This is a genomic window from Paraburkholderia phenoliruptrix (assembly GCF_902859825.1).
Classification (GTDB): Bacteria; Pseudomonadota; Gammaproteobacteria; order Burkholderiales; family Burkholderiaceae; genus Paraburkholderia; species Paraburkholderia phenoliruptrix.
Genome location: NZ_CADIKB010000028.1, coordinates 1 through 21,198, shown reverse-complemented (window position 1 = coordinate 21,198; position 21,198 = coordinate 1). Strand labels below are relative to the sequence as shown.

The window sequence follows — 21,198 nt, the reverse complement described above, 5'->3', positions numbered from 1 at the left end:
CCTTAAGACTGCGTGCCGGCAGAGTATCCCGGCGTGAACGCGGAGCCTGCCTCGACGCGGGCGATAAACGCCTGGTTGAGGATGATCGAGCCGTAGAAGACCTTCCACGACACGACTCGGGTCTGGTTCAGCGGATCGGACTTGTCGGCGCCCGTGAGGTAGTGGAACTCGGGGTTTTCGAGCAGAACCTGACCGTACGAGTGGTTGCCGATGTAGATCGTCGGGAACACGCTGACACCCGTCGCCGGAGCCGCCGGCGGCGTCTGTGCAACACCGATGCCGGTGAGCGTCACCGTCTGGTTCGGTGCGAGCTGCGTCGCCATGCCGGCGAGCGGACCCGTCACCGGAACGCCGACACCGACTGCGGTCGCCAGATTCGACGGCGTAGCCGACGTGCCAAGGTAGACGTTGAACACGTAGCCGGCGAGCTGCGGCAGCACGACCGAGATCGATCCCGTCGGACCCGTCACGCTGATCGTGTTCGACACCTGATAGATCACCTGCTCGACGGACGTCTGGGCGGGCGAAGCGGTGACGATGATCTGGTAACCAGCATTCGTCGCGAGCTGGCCGCCCGAAGCCGATGCCGTGCCCTGGATCGCGGCAGCGCCGGTCCAGTAGGGGATCATGTTCGACTCAACGAAGCGCGCGCCGCCGAACGGACCGAGCTCGTTGTTGTAGAGTCGGTTCACGTCGCTGTACGACCACGCGTTGACGACGGTGGTGTTTTCGCGCATGTCCTGAGCGGACAGCGGGTGAATCAGCGCGACGTAATGCTGCATGACGGCCGGCGAGCGCGACGGATCACGGTACGCGCCGGCTTCGATCATCATGTCTTCGCGCTCGTCGCCCATGAAACGCGGGACGCCGTACGTGAGGAACGAACCGACGATACGGTTGTTCTCGTGCGGCGTCATCACGTCGGTTGCGAGCAGGTTCGCGCGGCTCGATTTGCCGTTCGCGTAGTTCACCTGCGTGGTCGAAAGCAACGTGTTCATCGTGTTGCGCTCAAGCGTTTCCGGCAACTGCAACCCGACGAGTTCGCAGGCCTGCTGGAAGAGCGGATGCTTGATGGTCAGGTTCGCGACATCGGTGATGATGACGCGGTCGCCCCACTGCTGAGCGGTGGCGCTGACCTGTTGGAGGGTCATGGCTTCACCCGGAGGCGCAACGCCTTCCTGCAGCGGCGCATACGGCAGCGGCAGGCGCTGGTAGCGCGACGCGGTGTACGTCGTGCCGCGGTTCGTGTCGAGCTTCAGGGGCTTGCCGAACTGATACGCGACGAGTTGGCGACGCGCGAGCGGTTCGACTTCTTCCTGGATGTACGCCTCGACATCGGCGGTGAAACTGGTGGACTGGTTAGTCACACCGGGGAACAGAAGGCCCAGCAGAAGGGCCAGTTGGGTCGTGATCATGGTTTCCTCTTGCTGGTTAAATATTCAGGTTCTCAAGCCGCGAGCGGAGTTTGTCGCGTTCGGTCTGACGACCGCGCGCCGGTATATCGGAACGGGCATTCGCGGGACGACCGCGCGGCACATCCGCAGCCGGCGTGCGCGCTTTCGCTTTGGGCTTGAGCTTGCCGTCGGCGATGTCCTTGCCGAGCATGTAGAAGTAGACCGCCTCACGTGAAGCGATGCGGCCCTGAGCTCGTTCTTGTGCGACCGCTTCCTCGACGCGCTCTGCGTACTTGGAGCGGCGCGGATCGCTGCTGAATTTCGATTCGAAGCGCGTGCGGTCCATCAGGTCCGATGCTTCCATACGTGCGCGCTGCGCTTCAGCCTGGGTCTGGCGCAACGTACGGTTCGCCTGAATCTGCCAGCGTTCCATATCCGAGGTTTCCGGATTCCGGAGTCGCTCTTCTTCACGCTGGAACTCGGTATCTACCGGGGATTCTCGACGCGCGTTCTGCTCAGCAGCGATGCGCGTACGGCGCTCGAATTCAACTTCGAGAGCAGTGAGACGGTCCGCCTCGGTTCCACGTGTACGTGCGGGAGCCGGCGTCTCGACGAACTCCAGATCGACTTCGTCGTCCTCGGTTCCGGGATCAGCTGGTGGGTCGCCAGCGGCGTCCGGATCGGCTGCCGGATCGCCAGAGGAGTCTGCGTCCGGGTCATCGACGCCGGGAAGCAGCAAGCCAAGAAGTCTTTTCAGAAGTGCGCTCATGCCCATTCCTGTTAAGCGTTGCCCGATCCGACCGCCTGAAGGCTGGCCGTCGTGGCGCTGGTAATCGTGACGACGAAATCACGGAACGTCGTGGTCGACACGGTCATCGTTCCGGCCAGCGTCCACCCGGTGTTGGTCGTCATCGTGAGAGTCTGTGTCGTCGCGACGTTGATAACGCGCAACTGCCAGGTGATGCCGACGGGATTTGCCTGAACCACCGACGGCAGAGACGCGATCAGGTTTGCGACGGTCGGCAGCGTCAGTGCGCCGCCGGCGCCGAACGTGCCGGTGAATGCGAGAAACACCTGAGCGGCGCCGCTCATTTCCGCTCCGCTTAGAGTCTTGGAAGCAGTCGCGGCGTCCGCGTTGTAGATCGCTTCCTGAAGCGGATTGATACCCATGATGGCGTTGATAAGACCGATCTGGTCGGGCACCGTGCCGTTATCCGGAATGTTCGGAATCTGGCCGGGGCCGATCGCCGGAAACAGGGCTCCGATGATTTGGGCAATACGGATTTTGCGCACGATGCTCTCCTGATGGACTAGCGACTTTGTAGAAATATTTCCTGTGCTAAGCAAGGGTTATGCGTACTCCCAGACGATCACAACGCCGGGCGCTCCAACTCCACCGGTAAGTGCGGCAGAACTTGCTCCGTTGTCTGTACCACCGCCGCCACCGCCGAATCCACCGCCCGCGCTACCAGTAGTCCCTACGGCATACAAACCGCCGGATCCCAAAACCGAATTCGCGCCTACACCGCCGGCGATGATGGCAGTTGATGAATAGGACGATGCACCGGCGTTCGCACCTGGAATATTGAGAATGCTGCCGCCGGACGCGGCACCGCCAGTACCTCCGGACGCCAGAGAAGTAGAAGAGCTGGCTGCCCCGACACCACCACCACCGCCGCCATTTGCAGTAACGCCAGCGAACGAAGTGTTACCCCCGTTTCCGCCAGCAGCACCCGATGCGCCTGTACCGCCGCTACCGATAGTGACGGTCGCGCCTGAGAAGCCACTGGTCATTCGGTGCTTGATGTAACCGCCCGCGCCGCCGCCGGCTCCAGAGGAAATCTGACCGGAACCCGTCAGCACAGCCCCACCGCCCGAACCGCCGCCGCCCTGAATCTCGACGATGACGCTATTCGTTCCCGCAGTCGGCGTGTATGTGCCGCTCGATGTGAAACGCTGCACATTGATCAATGCACCGGTCGGGTATCCAAAAACAGGATCAGAAGTTGCGCCCGCGCTGATCAATGCCTGACCGGCAGTGGACGGCGCAACTGTGGCGACGTTGCTCGTCCCTTCGCCGATCATCACGCCGTGAGCCGTGATCGTCGTGAGACCTGTTCCGCCGAATGAGGGTGTAAGCGTTCCCCAGTTCGGATCTGCGGAAGCGCCGCCGGAGAGAAGCGGCTGCCCCGATGTGCCGGCCGTTGTCTGGTTGATCGCGGCCGTTCCTTCGCCGAGCAGCACACCATGAGCAGTTAGCGTCTGGCGCCCCGTCCCCCCTTGCGCGACAGACAGGGCGGTCGTCAATCCGGAGAGGCTGGTTATGTCGGAGTTCGCGCCGCTCGATGCGATGGTGAGGGACGCTTTGGTCTGGAACGACGGATCGGCATTCGTGCCGGTCGATGCGAGGATAGTTCCCGATGCTCCCGGCGCCGCAAAGTTCACCGGGCTCGAACCCTCACCGATCAGAACTGCATTCGCCGTCAGTGCATTGCGTCCGGTTCCTCCGCTCGTGGCCGCGATAGCAGTGCTCGTCGAGAGCGTAACGCCTGAGATCGTGCCGCCCGTGATCGCAACAGCACTTGCGTTCTGGTTCGCCATCGTGCCGGCCGGCGATCCGTTCACACCCGACACGGTCGGATTCGGATACGTGCCTGAGAGATCACCGCCAGCGGGCCCCGTAGGATCACTGGCCACGCTGTTTAGCGCGACGGTAACCTGCTGCGCGAGAGCATTGAAGCCCGCCTGAATCTGCTCCGGCGGAACGTCCTTCCCCTCGGCGCGAACCTGAGGCGGAGTGATCCGGAATGCGTCAGCCATTCAGGGCCTCCAGTCGTTTATGCAGGCACGGATAGCCCAGTTGCTTGCGCCGATGACCATGCGCGACGAGGAACATCCTCAGTCCAAGACCGTGCCCCGTGCTGCGGGCGTAGCGATCCGCCTCCAATTCCTGCTCTTCGCACATCTGCAGGAATCCCTGCCAGTCCCAGAGCACGCGCAATGTCAAAAACCACAGCAGCCGCTTCTCGGCATGCCAATGCTTCAGATGCCCCATTTCATGAGCTATCACGGCTGCCCGTACCGATGGAGTCAGGCAATCCATCAGGTCGCCGGTCTGCACCGTGTGCCACGGGGTCGTGCGCGCAAAGAAACGCTTCATGGGTCACCCGAGAAATTCGAGACGCGCGCGCACTGCGTATTGCATCGGCGTGGCGCCGGACGACGCGTAGTTGCTCGTCAGGTACTGGATGTTCGTGCCGGCCTTGACATACATCATCTGCGATCCCAGGCCGAAGGCGCCCGGAGCATTAGCCGTGTTAGTCGGCGTCATCGTGGTCGCGGACAGTGCGACACCGGAATCATTGTCGGTCCACGTCACCCCAACATTAGGCAGCGTCGACGACGATGTCGCAGCCTGAGTCACAACGGCCTGCGCAGACACGCGATACCACCCAGCACCACCGGCCGGAACGGTGTAAAGCGTCGTGGCGGAAACATTCGCGGCCTGTGAAACCTGACCGGCGGACGCGACCTGGACCGGGATTCCTTCTCCTACGAGAGTCAGGCCACCGTATGACGTCAGCGCGTTGGTGATCTTCGCAAGGGTCGGGTTCGGGTATGTCCCGCCGAGATCGCCGCCCGCGGCTCCCGAAGGAGCCTGCGCCTGCGTAGACAACGTATTGAGAGAGATCTGCGTCTGCGTTGCCAGGCTGATAAGAGCCTGCTTGAGCGAAGCCGGATCAGCCATCGATCCGAGAATCTGCAGAACAGACTGCGTGAGCTGGAACTGGTCGGCCATTATCGTGACCCTCCTGTTGGCGAAGCCATCTGATCTGCGTGGATCATGCCGTTAGGACCCTGCGGTCTCGGAAGTCCTGGTTGTGCCCCCATGCGCGGCGTACCTGCGACACCCGGACCTGCTCCACCTGGAACACCCGGTTGCCCTTGCGGTTTCGGCATCTGCGCCTGGAGCTTTGCCTGCATCGCCTGCTGGTGCTGCTGGATGTGTGCGCGGAAAAGCCCTGCGGGATCTCCCGTGAGCTGAGCGGCCTGCAGATGCGAAGCGATATGGCGACGGTCGTCGTCGGCCTGATGGATCTCCGCGGCGAGGCCGTTGTGCATCATCAGGTTTTCATCTTCGGGATCGACATGGAACAGATTGCGCTCGTCGATCAGGATGCGCGGCGCGACTTCGGGGCCAAACACCTGCTCGACGAGGTTCTCCAGGATCGGACCGATATTGAGCCGGCGGCCATCGAGCTGCTGCGGCGGGATTCCGCGCAGCACGTTCATCGTCGCGATCATCTGCTGCATTCGTTGAAGATTCTGCTGATAGGCGGTTCCACACCAGCCGAAGAAATAGCGCTCGCCGAACGCCTGCGGCGGGATCACCTGAAGGTTTGCACGTACCCCCACTTCGCCCAGCACCTGAACCGTGAGTTCTTCGGTGCGGAACTGCCTGTCGAGCTCGAACATCCATTCGAGCAGCGGATTAAGCATCACCTCTTCGTAACGCTTGGCGTTATCGATGATGTTCGATTCCTGCGCTGCGGTGAGCGCGGCCATCTGCGCCTGGTTTTTCCGGCCTGTCGGAGCCTTGCCGAGCATGGCGTCATTGACGTCCATCGACTCGTTGATCTGCTGCTTGAGGTTCTCGCACAGCGGGATCGCGTCCTTGTAGATCGCCGGGAAATTGGCGAACTTCGTCTTGGCGGGGTCAGTCAGCCACACCGCGGCGAGTCCGACCACCATCGACTGGTAGTTAGGGTTCGAGAGCGGATCCACCATCGTGATCGGCAACAGGCTGTACTGCGCCGAGTCCTGACCCATGTTCCAGAAGTCGTTCAGGTTCCACTGGAGGTACTTGACCGGTTCGATCTTCGAGATGCCGAAAGCCGATCCCTGGATTCGCTCAATGGGCGCCGAGAGGATCGGCCTTTTCCCAGACCAAAATGGATTGCGGATAATGCCAAGAATCTCTTCCTGGCCCGCGTAATAGACGAAGCACGGCTCTTTTCCGTTGCCGAGATCGAGATTCGTGTGCACTTCATAGATCAGCGCGTACTTGTAGGTTCCTTCGGTGCGGATGCCCGCGTCGCCTGTACGTTTCTTGGGCGCGACGTATTTTTCCTTTCCCTGCCCCGGTTGCGCCATCCGGTCGATGATGTCTTTCGCGGTGTGTCCCACGAAAACGCCTTCATCGACGAACTGCTGGATCGCATCACTGGACAGGCGCAGCTTGATCGCGGTGGCTGTGGCCTTCTGGATGTCATTGCAGGTAGGCGGATAGACGGCGAAGTCCTCGGTCGCGAACGGAACGATGTCCGGCCCTTCCTCGATGACGTCCTTCTGTTCCTTCTCCCATTCCCAATCGTCTTCATCGACCGTGACGTCTTCGACCTCGACACCAATCTGGCTGTCTTCGAGGATCGGAGGTTTCCGAACAAGCTCGGTGACTTTGCGGTAGCTCTTCGTCCAGTCGATGTAGAGGTTCCACTGGCCCGTAACATCGCCGGCGATCAGATCGGCGCGAACGATGTCCTTCAGCTTCGTCTGGCGGATGTAGTGCTCAAGCAGACTGATCTGCGCGAACGGCATGTTTCCATCCGGACCAGTCGCACTGACGTGCTTGTGATTCGCCGGGAAAAGCTGCGCGAGCGTGCGCTTCATGCGCGCGTTGATCGCGTTGCGCACCGCGGGGATATAGCACTGGGAATTGCCTGAGTACTGCTGGTTCTCGTCGGGCTGAGCGTTGTAGATCGACCAGAATTCCTCGCACTGGTCGATCTGCTCCTGCTTGTTCTGGAAGCACTTCGAGATTTTCTCGTAGAGCTTGCCGGCCTCGATGTAGGCCTCGGAATCGGGCTGGTCGGCCCAGTTTTCCAGATCCTCGCCGCTCTTATCAGCGTCGATAGCCCGCGAGTCCAATGTTTCGACTGCGGGCTTGTCGTCCTTCTTTTTCGCCTTGCGGGCCATCTCAGCCGATCACCTTGCCCGCGAGCTTTTTCGCGAGCCGCGTGCCGGTGTTGCGATCGCGCGGCGTGCGTCCCGGACGGTCGTCGGCTTCGGGCTTCTTCGGCGTCTTGCCGAAAAAGCTGTTCACATCCCTCGACTCTGAACGGTTCTGGCCTTTACCCGCGTCGCCGCGGCCGTAGCGTTTCATCACAGCCCCTTCCTGCCCATCTTTTCGCGCATCGGGCCGCCCTTCAGTTTTTCGGGCACGCGCTCGGGCTTGCCATGGGCGCCGCCCTGCTGTTTGCCCTGGTAGAACGAGGTCGGGTTCTGCGAAGGCGCTTTGGGCGAAACGGTTTTCGAAACAGCCATGGCTATCTCCTGGGTAACGAAGTCATGTAGCTCGCGCCCTGCGGATTAACCGCGGTGTGAACGCCGTCGGGAATGACGTCGTTGTGCTGCGAGCAGATCACGTAAGTGGCCGACTCCAGACCTTCCATCAAGGTGCGGTGCGGACCAGTCTCAGGGAGGCTATCTTTATTTCCTGTGCGATTCACCGGGAAGTTATAGCCACCGGCCAGAGCGTTGAGCGTATGCGTCGCACCTGAATCGACGAGGAACAGCCTCTTTCCTCGTGACTCGGTGCGGATCATCGGCGAAAGAGCCCCGCGAGAGACGTTGATATACCCTCCGCGCATTGGATGCATCTTTGCCGCGCGCAAAGCTGGCACGATCGGCATGCGGTCGGACTGATCGAGTACATCGGCCGGCAGCCATGCTGTTACGCGCGCACGCGGGAACGCCGCGCGCACGAGCTGCGCAATGTCCGGAACTGCCTGGGCAGGAGGAACCGGAGAAATCCAGTCGGCAACGACGACCATCCTTTCGCCCTCGATGCAGATGAGGGCCGCGGTGGTTTCCGCGCCGGCGGCATTGAAGGCTAAAGCCATGGCGTGACGCTGCGACGGTTCATACCCGTCGATGAGGTTCCATTCGCCGAATTCTTCGTACACGGGCGCCCCCGAGAAAACACGCTGGAAGTACGCGAGCGCGTTCAGAATGTCGCGCTTGCCAGATGGGAAATTCAGGATCTCGGCGACGAGCTTCGGGTGCGCACTTCTCCCGCCGACCAGAACAATGTCGCCCGCCTGGAAGAACGGCTGGAGGCCCATGATGAACTGCTCCTTGTCACGATCCTGGGGAGCAGACAGTGGCTTGAGAGCAAGCGTTACTCCGCGGCGTAGCATTTCCGCGCGCATAGGCTGGAGCAGCCACTCGTCGAGCGAGTTCTTTTCGATTGCCACAGCCGCGTCGTTGAACCGCTGGGACGTCGAGAACAGATCGTCGATGATCTCGTTCGGCTTCCAATACTCGCCGGACGACGCATGAACGTAGATCGTCGTGCCCAGACGACTCAGCACCACGCGGCCCGTGCGGTCGCTTTTCTTCACATCCACCGTCCGGGCGGGGTCGGTGATGACGACCTTCGGCATCCACGGAGCGGGATCAAGCGCCATCTCCCGGATCTGGTCTGACTCGAAGGGCTTGTCCTGCGAGCCGATCGCCATCAGCATGTATTCCTGCATGAAGCCGCGAAGCTGACCGGCTCGCTCCATTTCGTCACGCTTGCGACGAATCCAGTCCATCGGGTATCGCTCGGGCCACAGCGCTTCAGTCTCAGGATCGTCGATGTCACCGTTGCAGATCGGATACCGGCGGGACGTCCAGTCCGGGTTTTCTCGTAAGCGTGTGATCATGCAGTCTTCGGCCAATGGTGTCCCGGTGACGCGAATCTTTCCCCTGACCTTGTCCATTGCCGGAATCAGTTCGAGGTAGAGCTTCCTCATCGACGCATCGACCGATGCCTTGTCCTTGACCCGCTCCTTGTTCTCGATGTCGTCGAGATACGCACGATCCGGTCGAAGGTCCCGCCACTTGAAGCCGCGGAACTCCTCCTCCCATCCGTGCGCCTCCAGCAACACCCCATTGGCGAGCTCCATCTGATGCTCGTTCCACACCCTGCCAGCCTGCTTCACCCTGCCGAAGAGGCTCTGCAGACGCATGTTGCGCGTCGCCTCGAACTTGATCGCTTCGAGCCTCTGACACGCCTTCGTGTACGTCTCGCCGATGATCAGGCAGTACCCGAAGTTTCCGAAGCACGCCTCGATCAGCAGATGCTCCTCCGACAGCGTAGACTTCGCACCTTCCCGAAATGCCTCGATCAACACCCACTCATCGGCGCATCTCCACAGGTCCATGACCTCAATGTGGAACGCCGGTGAAGCCTGCGGATGACGATGCGGAAACAGCATGGCCGAGCCAAGCGCCCGGTCCTCCGAGATCGATGTGAGCAACGCAGCGTTCGTCAGGGCCATGCCTATCCTCCATTGCGGAGGATCATCGGTGTTTTTCCTGTGTGCGGATTGGAGAGAGGGTCTGCAAACTTTGTCACCCCGGGTCCGGGGGCAGTGGCGTGGTCCCCGAGTTTGAGAATCGTTCGCATTGCCAGGCATCGACTGCACCGCCGGCTAGCGGAATTTGCCCGCTCAGCCGCTCTGGCAAAGGCTCTCCGCCATTCGCAGGATCCCGACCAGGGTGATTCCCTCACGGGAATTCCTATGCATCCTCGTCCTTTTCACCTATCATGACTACACATTGGACGTTCGTACTGAAATGTTGTCAAACGGGGAAAGCGAAATGGCAAACGGCAAATTCGTGGCGTATTACCGGGTATCGACTGCTCGGCAGGGTATGTCCGGACTCGGCCTTGACGCTCAGCGCGAAGCCGTCACGCGATACCTCAACGGCGGCTCGTGGGAGCTCGTCGGAGAATTCACAGAGACTGAGACCGGCAAAGGTGCCGATGCACTCGCAAAGCGGCCGCAACTGCGCGCCGCACTTGACCTGTGCCGGAAGACTGGCGCACGCCTGCTGATTGCGAAGCTCGACCGCCTCGCGCGCAATGTGCACTTCGTGAGCGGCCTGATGGAGTCGAAGGTGAAGTTCGTGGCCGTCGATATGCCAGAAGCAAACGAGCTGACCATCCACATCATGGCGGCATTTGCCGAACACGAGGCGAAGCGCATCAGTGAGCGCACGAAAGACGCACTGCGCGCCGCCAAGGCCCGCGGCGTGGTTCTAGGTTCGACCGGCCCCGCCAACCTTAGGCCCAACATCGAAGCCCGTCAGCGAGCGGCTGATGACTTCGCAGCATCGCTGTCCAACGTGCTGGCCGGCCTGAAGGCTGCCGGCATGAGCCAGCGCGCGATGGTTGATGAGCTGAACCGCCTTGGAGTCAGGACGGCGCGAGGCAGCGAGTGGTCGCTCGTGCAACTGCAGCGTGTCCTCGCGAGGCAGTGATAGCGGCGGGCACCGGGCCTGCCGACTGCCGCAGAGCGTATTTCTGAGGCGCTCACGGGCCCCGAAAGCGGAGCATTTGTTGCATTCATTCCTATCTTCACACCATCCGTTGAGCCTTTCCTCGCGCGTGCGTGCGCGTGAGAATGCGTTGGACAGAACGTCTTTTAGTGGGTCAGTTGCTGCTGAGCGTTGCGCGGATGTGTGGATGCCGTCGGCGAATACCGGAGGATGCGGTAATTAGCCGTCCCCTTTGATCAGGGGTCAACAGAGTCGTTATCTCTGACCCTGTTGCGGGCAACCATCGGTAACCGGCAATCCGCCGGTCAGCATGACACCATGTCACGCTGTGCACTGCTCTGGAAATCATCCGACACTCAGACATCCCCACTGGAGACTGACGATGATGACCTACGCGATCTTCACGCCGAGCGGCGCGATGCTGGCTTACCTGACGACGGCTATTCCGCCAACGCTGGAAAAGCTGGCTGACCACTGTGCGGAGGTGGCTGGATTCGCGGATCGTGATGAGTGGATGGAGACGACGGGCGTAGGCGAGATTGCCTACGCGCCGGTTCACTGAACTATCCGATCAGCGTTTGAGTCTTCGTGGCCTTGAGTTCGATCCGCCACGATTCCTTGGCGGTCGACAGATCGATCGCGCCGACCAGGTGAATCCCTTTGGATGCGTCGACCGAAACGTCTACGCCCTCTGGGACTTTGCCAAGGGATTCGTTCAACTTCTCTACCAGCATCTTGACGTCCCTGACCCAGTTTGCTTCTGCTGCCTGCTTTTCTACATCGATGCTCATATGGTCTCCATTACGTGAATCCGCCGTGGTGGCGGGCTGGAGACGATACTACAGGCGTCGGATCTTGCGCAATGCGCCTGGGGAACGAGGTCTTTCCGGCGGGCTCCGGCATGCGCTGCAAGTGGCATAACCGGAGCGTGGCCACTTCTAAAGCACCACACCCGAAGCGAATGCCCTCAATTTGAGGAAATTCGGTAGCGTTGGGTTTATCTAACCTAAGCAGACTGTCGCGCCCGTGTGCGGTGACCTTTCCATCTGCTCCAAGGCGTTCACATTCAAGTTCGCCAAGTTCGGTACGTTTATCGCGGTAGGCGCTACGCCGAATCTGTTGCCAGATCCTTTTCTCCGCTAGGGCTGGGTTATGGCCCCCCGTTCGCCTTTCTTCTATACCGCGTCGGCTATTTGCGGTTACCTCACGACTACCGGCCCATCTGACAGGGCAGCTCACCGGTCGGAAGCTGTCAGTCTTCCCGGATTTGCCGGGCCGGTATGCGTGAGGTCTCTCCTGGATACCTGCGCAATGCTTCGTCGAGCCTCTCATCTGCCCTTTTCAAACACGCAGGACACCACAATGGCGAGCGCTGCCTGACCATCGCCAGAAGCGGGATCTGCCATTCGTTGCCGCAGTTCGGACACAGGACGGTTTCAGGCTTCATCGAAAAAAGAGCCCGGCGAACCGGGCAAACCACACGCTATGGAGACGTGATCAGGTTATGAGTTTTTCCTGGCTCATGTAAGCCTCATGGAGCGTCTGATGATGCTGTTCATGATGTCGCACAGTTCCTTTGCCGTCGGAGCAGCCGGAAGCGTCGTTCTGGTCTCTGGCAGCGGTTTGGTGGTCCTGACGTAAGTCCACGGTCGCGGACCAATTGATGTACGGTGCCGGTTCATCGCGCGCGGGCCCCGCGTCACGTAGCCTTCGTCGATCAGAAGCTTGAGGCACTTGCACGTACATCCGTTGGTGATGTCGCCCGCCGCAGAGATCTGCGTCTGTGTCAGCGGACCGCCGTCGAGCATTTTGCATATCGCACGCGTGCTCGAGTTCTCCCGGTAGATTTCCCTTAGCGTGGCCATGGTGCCCTCTTATGCGGCGTCGCCGTCCGTGGGATAGCCAGACTGGCGCCGCGTTTCACGATCGGCAGTCTCAAAGTCGCATTCCTGCCAGTCCCATTCCTTGTGCTGTGCGACGTACAGCGGGTTCGTCGTGTAGAACGGTTCGGCAAGGAACCGAGATAGGTCCTTTTTGAACGTCGTTACCCATCCACGACTGCATGACTTCTGGTCATCCTGTTGCATGGCCCCTCCTTCGTGGGCAAATTTGGCCGTCCCCGGCCCTCAGTGGTACTAACCAGCACCTGTTGTTCAACCCCTACACCACATCCCTACGATCCTTCCCGTTTGGTGGGCAGACCTAGCCCATCCCAGGTCTGCCTTCACATGCTTCCCGTCCGGAGCCGCATGACCCGCCAGCCGTTCGGTCTCGGGCGCTAGCTTCGCCACCCTTATCGGTATTTCAGACCTATCCCCCAGTACCGAGTCTTCCCGCGCCGCTGGTGTTAAACCGTGTCCGCCCAGCGCGGTGCGTTGCTGCATCAGATGACGAGCCGTGCCCCCTTCATGATCTGCATCCGAACCTTTGCCGGGCCGCGATCGCCCCATTCCTGCAGTGCATCGGCCCAATCGGTGCCCCGGATGCCCTCGGGGTAGGCAATACCGCAGCCAATCGCTTCGGCGGCTTTCCTGCCGTTCTCTACGCCCTTGTTGATGCCCCTGTCGCGCTGCGTTTCCCAGTCGTTGTCTGCGCACACGACAGCCATCCCGCGGACCTTTGTGTCCTGGGCGACGGTGATCAGGTTCTGTGCGTCGAAACACACGACGACAGACGCATTGGTGACCGTCTGAAAGACAGCCAGGCCGGTGGCAAATCCCTCGACGAAGCATGTGATCGTGCTTCCCGGTCGCGACATGACAAAAGACGCACCACGGGTAGAACATCCCTTCCGGTATAGCTTCTGGCCGTCGATCGTGATGTTCTGCAAGCTCACCAACGCGCCGCCGCGATACATCGGGATCACCAGGTCATCTCCCTCCAGCCTGACGCCTTGGCAGCCCCTCAGAGACAATCCCTTGCGTTCGATGTAGGCGTGCCACTCAGTCAGGATTGGAAGCGTGTCCCAGTGCTCGCGCATCCGGTTGATGGCCCGTGCGCGCGCCGCCGCTTCCTGCTGCCGAAGCCGTTTGATGCGCTCATCCATGGCACGTTGATCGGCAATCGCGACAGGCTTGTCGGACCGCCATTCGCAATAGTCATCGTCGGTGGCAAAGTTCTTGTAAAAACCTCGCTGCCCGTTCAGCCACAGCAGGTATGCGCCGTTCATCTTCCGCGGCTTGTCGACGGTCCGGCAGCGATACCACTTGCCGTCGGCGACTATCTGGCGTGGAATCAGCCCGTGAGCAATCATTGCCTGCTCGAACGTCATGCCGCTTTCCTCGACATGGCGCGTTGCCGGATCCAATACCGCTTGTCCATGTTGACGAACCTTTTGGCGGCCTCTGGAGTCGGCAGGACTGGGATGGTCTGGAAGAAATCAGCCTTCGGCCATGCGCCAGTGAGTTCCTTGTACATGGCGTACGCTTTCTTGTTCGCGAGTTGCATGTCTGTGGCTTTCAGACGAGCGTAATGGCACACCATGGGCCATAGCTCCGTCGTGAGCTTCCGCTGGTTACCGCTGGCCAGCATTTCCTCGAGCGTGCCAGCAACATGCTCCACAGTTGCGCGCTTCGGGTACTCGTGACCGCAACTCGGACAGGCAGGGCGTGCTTTATGAAGGTGCGAGCAGTGCGGGCACTTCACCATCACGTCTTCAGCCTTCGGCTTTTTCTTCTCGGACTTGGGCTTCTTCTTACCGTCGTCGAGCTCTACCGCGCCGGTTTCAAAGAACTCGTTGATCTCGTCCCAGAAGCGCTCGATGTTGCCGCTATGATCGAGGACGATGAGTTCTGTTTTGCCGGTCTCGGGACTTGTACGGAGCCCGCGGCCCATCAGTTGGATAACATCAGCGAGGGACTTACGAAGCGGCCGGCACATGATCACGCAGCCGACATCGGGAACGTCAAAGCCCTTCGTTGCTTTGGAAACCGTGATCAATCCTCGAATGTAGGAATCGGGTTTGCTGAATTCACCGACGATCTCGTCGCACTCTTCTTTCGTCTCCCGGCTCGTGTAAACTACGCACTGGATACCGGCGGCGGTGAACTGGCGATGGAGTTCGCGCGCATGGTCGACCGTGATAGCGCTGCAGATGAACTTCTGCGAGTTACCGTGCTTGATGTACTCCGAGACGCAATCGCCCACCACCTTAAGGGCGCGCTTAGTCGCCTCCTTCTGCTCCCATTCGCCAGCATTGATCTTCACGCCCGTCATGTCCGGCTGGGACGGCGAGTAGATCCGGTACGACACCAGGGCGCCCTGCTCGATCAGGCGATTCGTCGTCTCGACGTTGATCAGCGCGTCGTAGATCTCACCCAAGCCTTTGGTGAACGGAGTCGCCGTGAGACCGAGGCCGCGAGCATCGCCTGCGGCAAGCCGCTTCTTGGTCGGAGCGTGCACGGTATGGCATTCGTCGACAATCACCAGTTTTGGCTGTGGATCGTCTGGCCAGCCGCGACGCATCACGGTCTGTATCGACAGGATTTGTGCGCGCTCATAGGGACGGTACCGCCAGTGTTTCTGCTGGACGACTCCGTGTGAGACACCAAACTGATCGAACGTCCGCGACGTCTGATCAACCAGGTTCTCACGGTCGACAACGAAATGGGAGTACTTACCGTTGTTCGACGCGAGATAGGCAACGCATGCGGAAATGCGGGTCTTCCCGGCGCCAGTGGGAGCGCACAAAAGCACGTTCCTCGCGCCATTGCGATAGGCATCACTCACTCGCAGCACCGCGTCGATCTGATACTGACGAAGACCGAAGTGCTCGAAAGCTGCCACTTCTTCAGGAGTCGGCGCCCTCACTTTGCCTCCTCCAACAGTTGCCTCACCGCCGGCAGCACGTCACGATCATTCTTGACGTTCAGAACCTTGCGAAGCTCTGCATACTGGTTGCCGAACCACCGCAACGCCTTCTCGCGGACGACACCGCGCTCACGTTCAGCGGCCAGAGCGTTCTCGGCATTCAGAAGCAGTTGAACGTGCTTCATCATCTCTGCCCCCTGGTCGGTCGCTGACATCGCGTCGTTGGCACGTTGCAGGCTCTCGATCTGCGCAAGCAGGCCGTTGAGATAATTTTCGAATTCGGCATCGTCCATACCACACGGGTTCGATAGGGACTCCTCAGCGACATCGACACGCGAAGAATCGATGCTCGTGCCTGCCTCAGGTTGATCCTTACCTTCTACCTGTTTCAGCGCCTTGGGAAGGCTGATCTTCCCGTGCCCGACATCCTTTATCAGTTCGGGGTCCGCCTTAGCGACCTTATCGGCCATCTTTTGCGTGCGGATACTGGCGCCGGATTGGGCTGCCCGATCAGCGGTCGTTTCAAAGTGCAACGTTGCACTTTGGTCCGACTTCCGGTCCCCGCCGTGCGTTTGAGCCTCAAGCCAGTTCGTCGCTGCAGCTACGATTGCTGCGTGCTGACCTGGCGTAAGGTGCCGGCGGTGAAGGTTCACCGAAAGCACGTAGGACAGGAGATCGTAGTCTCCGAGATCCATCTCGGCGATCAACGGCTCAATGCCGAGCTCGACGCAGGCACGATAGCGATTGCCGCCGTCGAGGATCATCCCGTCGTGCAGGACGATTGGCTGCATTTGGCCATTTGCTTGAATGTCAGCCTTCAGCGACTCGAACTCGACGCCTTCGAGGCGAGGAAACAGCGTGCAAAGCGGATGCAGTTCGAGGCTCATCAGGAAGCCTCCAGACCCAGAAAATGGATCAACGGCGACACGGCCGCGAACGGCAAGAACCCGTGGTTATAGGCAGCCATGATGGCTTGCTTGAGCAGAGTACGCATGCGTTACTCCGCGCGGTAGCCAAGCGGGTCAGCTAGCCAGGCGTGAACCTGCGCGTTATCCCAGACCGTGCAACGCGGGCTCAGGCGAACGGGCTTAGGTGCGCGGCCTTCTCGGCACATGGTGCGCCACGTCTCGCGACAGACAGGTAGGAAGGGCTGGATTTGCGTCCAGCGGGACCGGCCCACCAAAGGCAGGGTGGCGGGACGGTTGTCATCGGTTTGTTTGGTAGCCATACTGGTCCCCTCTTGGGAAACGTTGTGTATGGCTAGAAGGTACAGAAAGAGCTATTCGGTTGTAACGGTGGTAGTTTTGTCGTTTACCGAATTAAATGTCGCGACACTAACCGCCGTAATTTCTTCGTTTAAGCGTCGCCAATGAACGTCGAATTCAGCGCACAGACGTTGTATATTTCTTTCGCTTTGGGGATATTCGAATCCTTCCAGCTCCATCAAGACGTAGATGTCCGAAGGACGATACTTATGCCAGACCAAATGGTTCGCACGCATCATGCGGAAGACAAACAGTCTCTCCTTGGCTGTCTTATCAAGCCGCTCAAGGGGATACATGGTTTCAATATCGGTCGACTCCATCGCTTGCAAGACTTGAAGCCTTTTGTAAAAGTCCGCGTCAATTAGCTGAAGTCCCTCGTCTGCATACGCCGTCAGGGTGGAGAATCGGTTGGTGATCGAAGGGTCGCTAGTAAGATCAAGAACCGCTTTCATGCCGACAATTGCTGACCTGATTTTTGACAAATACTGTCGCCTGTTGGCGATCATTCTCGTCGCTGAATTGCCGTAATGGTATTCTCTGATAGCCGACACTAGCCTCAGCAGCCACCCAGAGTACGACCGCACGTGTCCCCCTAAGAGCATATCGAGACGGTCGTCAAAGCGTCTTCTTCCTCTGGCGGTATCTAGTTGCGCGGCATTATGAAAGTTTTCATAGTGCCTTTCTACCCGTCGCTCGTCAGACCGTTCGTCAGGATCGCCTGCGTCAGTTGTTCCCCAGAATTTCTGCTCTACGCGTCGGAACGGCTCTTGTTCGATCAGCCATGACAGAACTTCATCGTCATTGAACAAGGCGAACGATTTCCTTCGAGCGTGAAGAGCAAGCTCGATTAGCTGTTTAGCCGTCTTCGGGTTCTCGTGGAGAAACATCTCGCGGTTGAAAGCCGGCCGCAGATAGTTGGCCCCCGATGTTTCGATTCTCTCCATCGCCAACTTGAACGCGTCTTCACTTGGAACGGTCATTTTTTCTCCAACTCTTAATATCCGTCCGCAGCGTGCTTCGTCAGATCCAGCGCGGTATCCGACGACACCGCATCGAAACGAACGAGATGTCCTGCGTACTGCGACGGTACCGTGCGCTCGATCGTTTCGTACACATCCTTCGTGATCACGACTCGGTCGAGGTCGTCGACGACTTTCCACAGTTGCGCCGGGACTATGCCGCGGTCAGCATCGATCTGAAACCCGATGAGGACATGCCCGCCTGGCGTGGCTCCGTACACGCGAGCCTCCATGGTTCGCTTGTTGTCCCATTCGTCGATGTAAATCACCAGTCGTCGTTCGAACACCGCCGCCTTAAACTCGGCGTCGCGGTCGACCGAATTTGATGATCCCCGTCGGACCACGAATGCTCGATGAATATAGTCCACCTTCATGCCCCGATGAAGATTCGACAGAGCCAATTCAAGTGGCTCTGTCGAGAATGTTGCCCATTGACTGCCAAGATATGCTACCTGCTCACGAACCATGACGCTCAGATTCGGCTTTCACACCGTCAGTTGCGGACGTGGCCTTATGCAATCCGTCGATCATCGACTGCGTGGCGGCCTCCTCCTCGAGGAGTGAATATATGAAATCGCTTATGCACTCGACGGCGCCGGCCAGGTTCTGCTTTGTGAAGTTGTCGATGCTGCTGCGGGTTACACCGTCGATGTCGTCACCAATCGAGTTGTGCAAGATCCGCGCGATCGATGCGATGCCGCGGGAAGCCCTGTTGATGTCGGCCAGCGCGGCGCTGCGGATGCGGCTGAATTCGGGCTCCTCATCCGACCTCCAACGGTCGGCCGTGAGAGGAATCGGGCCCTTATCGATTGTCGATTCAGACATGATTGGCTCCCGTTTCCTGGATCGCACGGGCGGCCTGAAGGATACGCATTTCACGCGCGCGCCCGACCTCGTCCACAAAGTTGCAACCCTCGATTTCTGCCGTCGCGTTCACAAAGTTCATCAAGTCCCCGGCGAGATATTGGATCAGACCAAGTGATTCCCTCATGGCGAGCGGATGTCGCCAGAAATCCGGCGTTTCCATAGCACGAAGCGTCGACATGATGATCGCATCGATCTGGCCAAGCTGAGTCTGGCACATACAATCGATGCCATTGATTGCGTCGCTATATCGCGCGAGCTTTTTATCTCTTTCGGATTCCTGATTTTGTGAAATAGATACACGGTCCATGGTGATGCCCCTCTAGTTGTCAATGCACACGTCGGCCCAGTTTGGCGACGTAGTGTGATTCAACTTATTTTTCCGCTTGCGAGCGATGGTCAATTGCCCGATCAGCAGCCAAAGATGCCCTCAGAACGCCGGTTTATCTGACGATCTGGAAGCTTGGACAAAAGGGGGAGGATGTGAACTGATGGGTGCGGTCATGGTACGAACTCCTACGTTTGGTAAGAGCCTGCCACCACGTTTCCAGACGGGGTGGGCAGGCACATGGCAGGGCTGGAAAACCGGAACGTAGGAACCGGCAGGCGCGAGCGCCTCCCCACCATGGCCCGCCCAGAAAAGGGCGCGAGCGATGATACTACGGACGAAAAAATACCGCCATTTGGCGGTCGTCCGCCTACGCTATTCCGGGTTTCCAGGCCCGGTCGCTGTTGTATCAGCGACACCCAAAGGATAGACAACCGCCTGGGAGAATGCAAGAGAATTTACCGATACGCGAAAAGCGCACTAGAAATTGCCGAGTGGTCTAGCTGATATGGACTTGCCATGTGATCGTTTGCCGTTCACTCGGTCCGTTGTAGGATTAGCCCTCTGCGCAAGGAGACCTGTTCAATGAGTATTCTCAAACCTCGGCTGTACCGAATCAGCGACGTTATGACCATGCTGAACATCTCACGGGCTACGGTGTACAGGCTGGTAGACGCCGGTAGGCTGACGAAGATGAGTCTCGGACACCGCACTAGCAGGATCACCGCGGAAAGCGTTGACGCGTTACTGGCTCCTCATACCGGACAGACGAGAGATGACAACTGATCAACCGAAACTGATTCCTCTCGACGCATGGGCAAAGCTAGTCTTCGGTGAACATGCCCCGCACAGAAACACCCTGTACAACTGGCGCCGAGGCGGTTGGATCGTGCCGGCACCGATCAAAATCGGCAGCCGATATTTTGTCGAGCCCACTGCCGTCTATGCCGACGAGTACGGCGAGATGTCTCGCAGATTAGGTCAGGGCCAATGAACACCGCCTTCGTCCTCATGGCCCAGTACGGAGCTCGAGCGATCATCCCCATCGACGTCGTGTGCCGCGACTACTTTCCGCACCTCGAGGCCGACAAGTTGCTCCGGAAAATCTCGACCGGCGATATTGTCCTCCCGCTCGTGCGGATGGAGAAGTCACAGAAGACCGCCAAGGGCGTTCACATTGCAGATCTGGCGCTATACATCGGTCAGCGCCGGGAGGCTGCAAGGAAGGAATGTGAGCAGTTGACCGGCGCCAACCCCGCGCGTTAATGGTTATGCTCAAGGAAGCGACGACCTACCGCTCGCGAATTCATCAATCATGGGTCGAGCGGTGCGTACTGCGGCAGAGATAGCCTCGCTTTCGTTCCGGTACATGCCAGTGACGTTGGTATCTACCGCCACCTCGTATGGCGTACCGGACTCGCCTTTCTGGATTGTTTGACTGTGAATCTTCGCGCCCCCGCCTTCCATCAATTCGAGGCGGACGATTATCAGATAGTCCTTGTATGGGATTTTCTCGATTACGGACTTCCCGCCCCGCCCTGCAGCGAGCGCATCCATGCCGTCCCTGACCTCGGCGAACAGGTTTCGTTTCGTCATTCATTCTCTCCGATCTTGGACCCCATCACAGCGCGCAGGTCGTCTCCCACCTGCTGCCAATCAGCGCGCATAGCCTCGACGGGATCAGCGATCGACCGGTGCAGTTTCTTAATTTCGATCTTCACCGGCTGCACACGGCGCGGCTCGGAAAAGAGACTTACCGGGCCCGCCAAACCGCTGAGGAATCCACGCAAGAAGTTCATCATCGCTTAGCCAATTTTTCGAAGACTTCGCGATGTTCTTCGAAAATCACGCGCATTGCTTCCATCAGTCGATCACGACCTTCAGGAGTCGTCGGATCGATCGCATTTCGCGGCGCAACCTCTACACGAGGCTTCAGGGTGATGCCGTGAATGACCTTGGTCTGGTTCATCGATGGAATCCTGCTCCATAACTGCGGGAATGTCCGCAGTATACGCGTTGCGAGCGGGATACGGATCGATACCGATGTAGTCCTCGCAAGCGCTATATACTGTACATTCATAAGGGCTATCCATTTAGCTCCACAATTTCACATTATGGTGAAGCTTTGACCTTTGGCGGACGTTGCGCGATCTGGCGATACGTGACGGGTTCGGCCACTACGGCCTGCT

The 21,198-nt window shown here is 59.2% G+C and carries 28 protein-coding genes; 5 read left to right on the top strand and 23 right to left on the bottom strand.

Features of this window, described 5'->3' with window-relative positions; all coding sequences use genetic code 11:
- Nucleotides 1-2 precede the first annotated feature (2 nt).
- From HV711_RS23390 to HV711_RS23345, 10 genes are read right to left on the bottom strand one after another with little or no spacing between them, the layout of a single operon-like run.
- Complete coding sequence (locus HV711_RS23390) at nt 3-1,415, bottom strand: N4-gp56 family major capsid protein (protein WP_035482260.1); 1,413 nt, start codon at nt 1,413-1,415, stop codon at nt 3-5.
- 16 nt (nt 1,416-1,431) lie between these two features.
- A complete protein-coding gene (locus tag HV711_RS23385) occupies nt 1,432-2,163 on the bottom strand; it encodes a hypothetical protein (protein WP_035482258.1) in 732 nt (243 codons plus the stop codon).
- A gap of 11 nt (nt 2,164-2,174) precedes the next feature.
- The gene (locus tag HV711_RS23380; RefSeq protein WP_035482257.1) at nt 2,175-2,687 is read right to left on the bottom strand and encodes a hypothetical protein; all 513 of its coding nucleotides are present in this window, start codon (nt 2,685-2,687) and stop codon (nt 2,175-2,177) included.
- Nucleotides 2,688-2,744: 57 nt separating this feature from the next.
- Nucleotides 2,745-4,214, bottom strand: a complete 1,470-nt coding sequence (locus HV711_RS23375) for a glycine-rich domain-containing protein (RefSeq protein WP_175145260.1) — start codon at nt 4,212-4,214, stop codon at nt 2,745-2,747.
- Nucleotides 4,207-4,554 carry a M48 family metalloprotease gene (locus HV711_RS23370; protein ID WP_035482254.1) on the bottom strand — a complete coding sequence of 116 codons (348 nt, stop codon included), beginning with the start codon at nt 4,552-4,554 and terminating at the stop codon, nt 4,207-4,209. The genes HV711_RS23375 and HV711_RS23370 overlap by 8 nt, the downstream gene beginning before the upstream one ends.
- 3 nt (nt 4,555-4,557) lie before the next feature.
- On the bottom strand, nt 4,558-5,193 hold the full coding sequence (locus tag HV711_RS23365; RefSeq protein ID WP_035482251.1) for a hypothetical protein: 636 nt from the start codon (nt 5,191-5,193) through the stop codon (nt 4,558-4,560).
- Nucleotides 5,193-7,370, bottom strand: a complete 2,178-nt coding sequence (locus HV711_RS23360; protein ID WP_035482249.1) for a hypothetical protein — start codon at nt 7,368-7,370, stop codon at nt 5,193-5,195. The genes HV711_RS23365 and HV711_RS23360 overlap by 1 nt, the downstream gene beginning before the upstream one ends.
- A 1-nt stretch (nt 7,371) precedes the next feature.
- Nucleotides 7,372-7,557 (bottom strand): hypothetical protein, encoded by a 186-nt coding sequence (locus tag HV711_RS23355; RefSeq protein ID WP_035482247.1) that lies wholly within the window; start codon nt 7,555-7,557, stop codon nt 7,372-7,374.
- On the bottom strand, nt 7,557-7,718 hold the full coding sequence (locus tag HV711_RS23350) for a hypothetical protein (protein WP_156946688.1): 162 nt from the start codon (nt 7,716-7,718) through the stop codon (nt 7,557-7,559). Before HV711_RS23350 ends, HV711_RS23355 begins: the two co-directional genes overlap by 1 nt.
- A 2-nt stretch (nt 7,719-7,720) precedes the next feature.
- Entirely contained in the window at nt 7,721-9,721 is a 2,001-nt protein-coding gene (locus HV711_RS23345) for a hypothetical protein (RefSeq protein WP_035482245.1), read from the bottom strand.
- Between the two features lie 163 nt (nt 9,722-9,884).
- On the opposite strand from HV711_RS23345, the gene HV711_RS23340 reads away from it, so the two are divergent.
- Both HV711_RS23340 and HV711_RS23335 read left to right on the top strand, forming a co-directional pair.
- On the top strand, nt 9,885-10,706 hold the full coding sequence (locus HV711_RS23340; protein WP_244142689.1) for a recombinase family protein: 822 nt from the start codon (nt 9,885-9,887) through the stop codon (nt 10,704-10,706).
- 400 nt (nt 10,707-11,106) lie between these two features.
- A complete protein-coding gene (locus HV711_RS23335) occupies nt 11,107-11,286 on the top strand; it encodes a beta-lactoglobulin I (protein ID WP_244142690.1) in 180 nt (59 codons plus the stop codon).
- A 1-nt stretch (nt 11,287) separates the two neighbouring features.
- Here the strand turns inward: HV711_RS23335 and HV711_RS23330 are convergent, their stop codons facing one another.
- From HV711_RS23330 to HV711_RS23285, 10 genes are all read right to left on the bottom strand, one after another.
- Nucleotides 11,288-11,515 carry a hypothetical protein gene (locus HV711_RS23330; RefSeq protein ID WP_035482241.1) on the bottom strand — a complete coding sequence of 76 codons (228 nt, stop codon included), beginning with the start codon at nt 11,513-11,515 and terminating at the stop codon, nt 11,288-11,290.
- Between the two features lie 1,083 nt (nt 11,516-12,598).
- Nucleotides 12,599-12,811, bottom strand: a complete 213-nt coding sequence (locus tag HV711_RS23325) for a hypothetical protein (RefSeq protein ID WP_035482237.1) — start codon at nt 12,809-12,811, stop codon at nt 12,599-12,601.
- A gap of 296 nt (nt 12,812-13,107) precedes the next feature.
- The gene (locus HV711_RS23320; protein ID WP_035482235.1) at nt 13,108-13,995 is read right to left on the bottom strand and encodes a toprim domain-containing protein; all 888 of its coding nucleotides are present in this window, start codon (nt 13,993-13,995) and stop codon (nt 13,108-13,110) included.
- Nucleotides 13,992-15,533, bottom strand: coding sequence for a DEAD/DEAH box helicase (locus tag HV711_RS23315; RefSeq protein ID WP_175145257.1), 1,542 nt, complete (start codon nt 15,531-15,533; stop codon nt 13,992-13,994). The genes HV711_RS23320 and HV711_RS23315 overlap by 4 nt, the downstream gene beginning before the upstream one ends.
- Nucleotides 15,530-16,420 (bottom strand): ParB/RepB/Spo0J family partition protein, encoded by an 891-nt coding sequence (locus tag HV711_RS33550; protein WP_244142691.1) that lies wholly within the window; start codon nt 16,418-16,420, stop codon nt 15,530-15,532. The genes HV711_RS23315 and HV711_RS33550 overlap by 4 nt, the downstream gene beginning before the upstream one ends.
- Before the next feature lie 110 nt (nt 16,421-16,530).
- Nucleotides 16,531-16,647, bottom strand: a complete 117-nt coding sequence (locus HV711_RS34135; RefSeq protein ID WP_254604867.1) for a helix-turn-helix transcriptional regulator — start codon at nt 16,645-16,647, stop codon at nt 16,531-16,533.
- Nucleotides 16,648-16,812: 165 nt separating this feature from the next.
- A complete protein-coding gene (locus tag HV711_RS23300) occupies nt 16,813-17,778 on the bottom strand; it encodes a hypothetical protein (protein WP_035482232.1) in 966 nt (321 codons plus the stop codon).
- A 14-nt stretch (nt 17,779-17,792) separates the two neighbouring features.
- Entirely contained in the window at nt 17,793-18,191 is a 399-nt protein-coding gene (locus HV711_RS23295; RefSeq protein WP_035482230.1) for a hypothetical protein, read from the bottom strand.
- An 82-nt stretch (nt 18,192-18,273) separates the two neighbouring features.
- Nucleotides 18,274-18,642 (bottom strand): hypothetical protein, encoded by a 369-nt coding sequence (locus HV711_RS23290; RefSeq protein ID WP_035482228.1) that lies wholly within the window; start codon nt 18,640-18,642, stop codon nt 18,274-18,276.
- A complete protein-coding gene (locus HV711_RS23285) occupies nt 18,635-18,991 on the bottom strand; it encodes a hypothetical protein (protein ID WP_175145256.1) in 357 nt (118 codons plus the stop codon). Before HV711_RS23285 ends, HV711_RS23290 begins: the two co-directional genes overlap by 8 nt.
- A gap of 603 nt (nt 18,992-19,594) precedes the next feature.
- Here HV711_RS23285 and HV711_RS23280 point away from each other — a divergent pair.
- From HV711_RS23280 to HV711_RS23270, 3 genes are read left to right on the top strand one after another with little or no spacing between them, the layout of a single operon-like run.
- Nucleotides 19,595-19,795, top strand: a complete 201-nt coding sequence (locus tag HV711_RS23280; RefSeq protein WP_035482224.1) for a helix-turn-helix transcriptional regulator — start codon at nt 19,595-19,597, stop codon at nt 19,793-19,795.
- Complete coding sequence (locus HV711_RS23275) at nt 19,785-20,003, top strand: excisionase (protein WP_082201500.1); 219 nt, start codon at nt 19,785-19,787, stop codon at nt 20,001-20,003. The genes HV711_RS23280 and HV711_RS23275 overlap by 11 nt, the downstream gene beginning before the upstream one ends.
- Nucleotides 20,000-20,275 carry a pyocin activator PrtN family protein gene (locus HV711_RS23270; RefSeq protein ID WP_035482222.1) on the top strand — a complete coding sequence of 92 codons (276 nt, stop codon included), beginning with the start codon at nt 20,000-20,002 and terminating at the stop codon, nt 20,273-20,275. The genes HV711_RS23275 and HV711_RS23270 overlap by 4 nt, the downstream gene beginning before the upstream one ends.
- Before the next feature lie 9 nt (nt 20,276-20,284).
- Here the strand turns inward: HV711_RS23270 and HV711_RS23265 are convergent, their stop codons facing one another.
- From HV711_RS23265 to HV711_RS23255, 3 genes are read right to left on the bottom strand one after another with little or no spacing between them, the layout of a single operon-like run.
- Entirely contained in the window at nt 20,285-20,605 is a 321-nt protein-coding gene (locus HV711_RS23265) for a hypothetical protein (protein WP_035482219.1), read from the bottom strand.
- The gene (locus HV711_RS23260) at nt 20,602-20,811 is read right to left on the bottom strand and encodes a hypothetical protein (RefSeq protein ID WP_035482217.1); all 210 of its coding nucleotides are present in this window, start codon (nt 20,809-20,811) and stop codon (nt 20,602-20,604) included. Before HV711_RS23260 ends, HV711_RS23265 begins: the two co-directional genes overlap by 4 nt.
- A complete protein-coding gene (locus HV711_RS23255; RefSeq protein ID WP_175145254.1) occupies nt 20,808-20,978 on the bottom strand; it encodes a hypothetical protein in 171 nt (56 codons plus the stop codon). Before HV711_RS23255 ends, HV711_RS23260 begins: the two co-directional genes overlap by 4 nt.
- Nucleotides 20,979-21,198 lie beyond the last annotated feature (220 nt).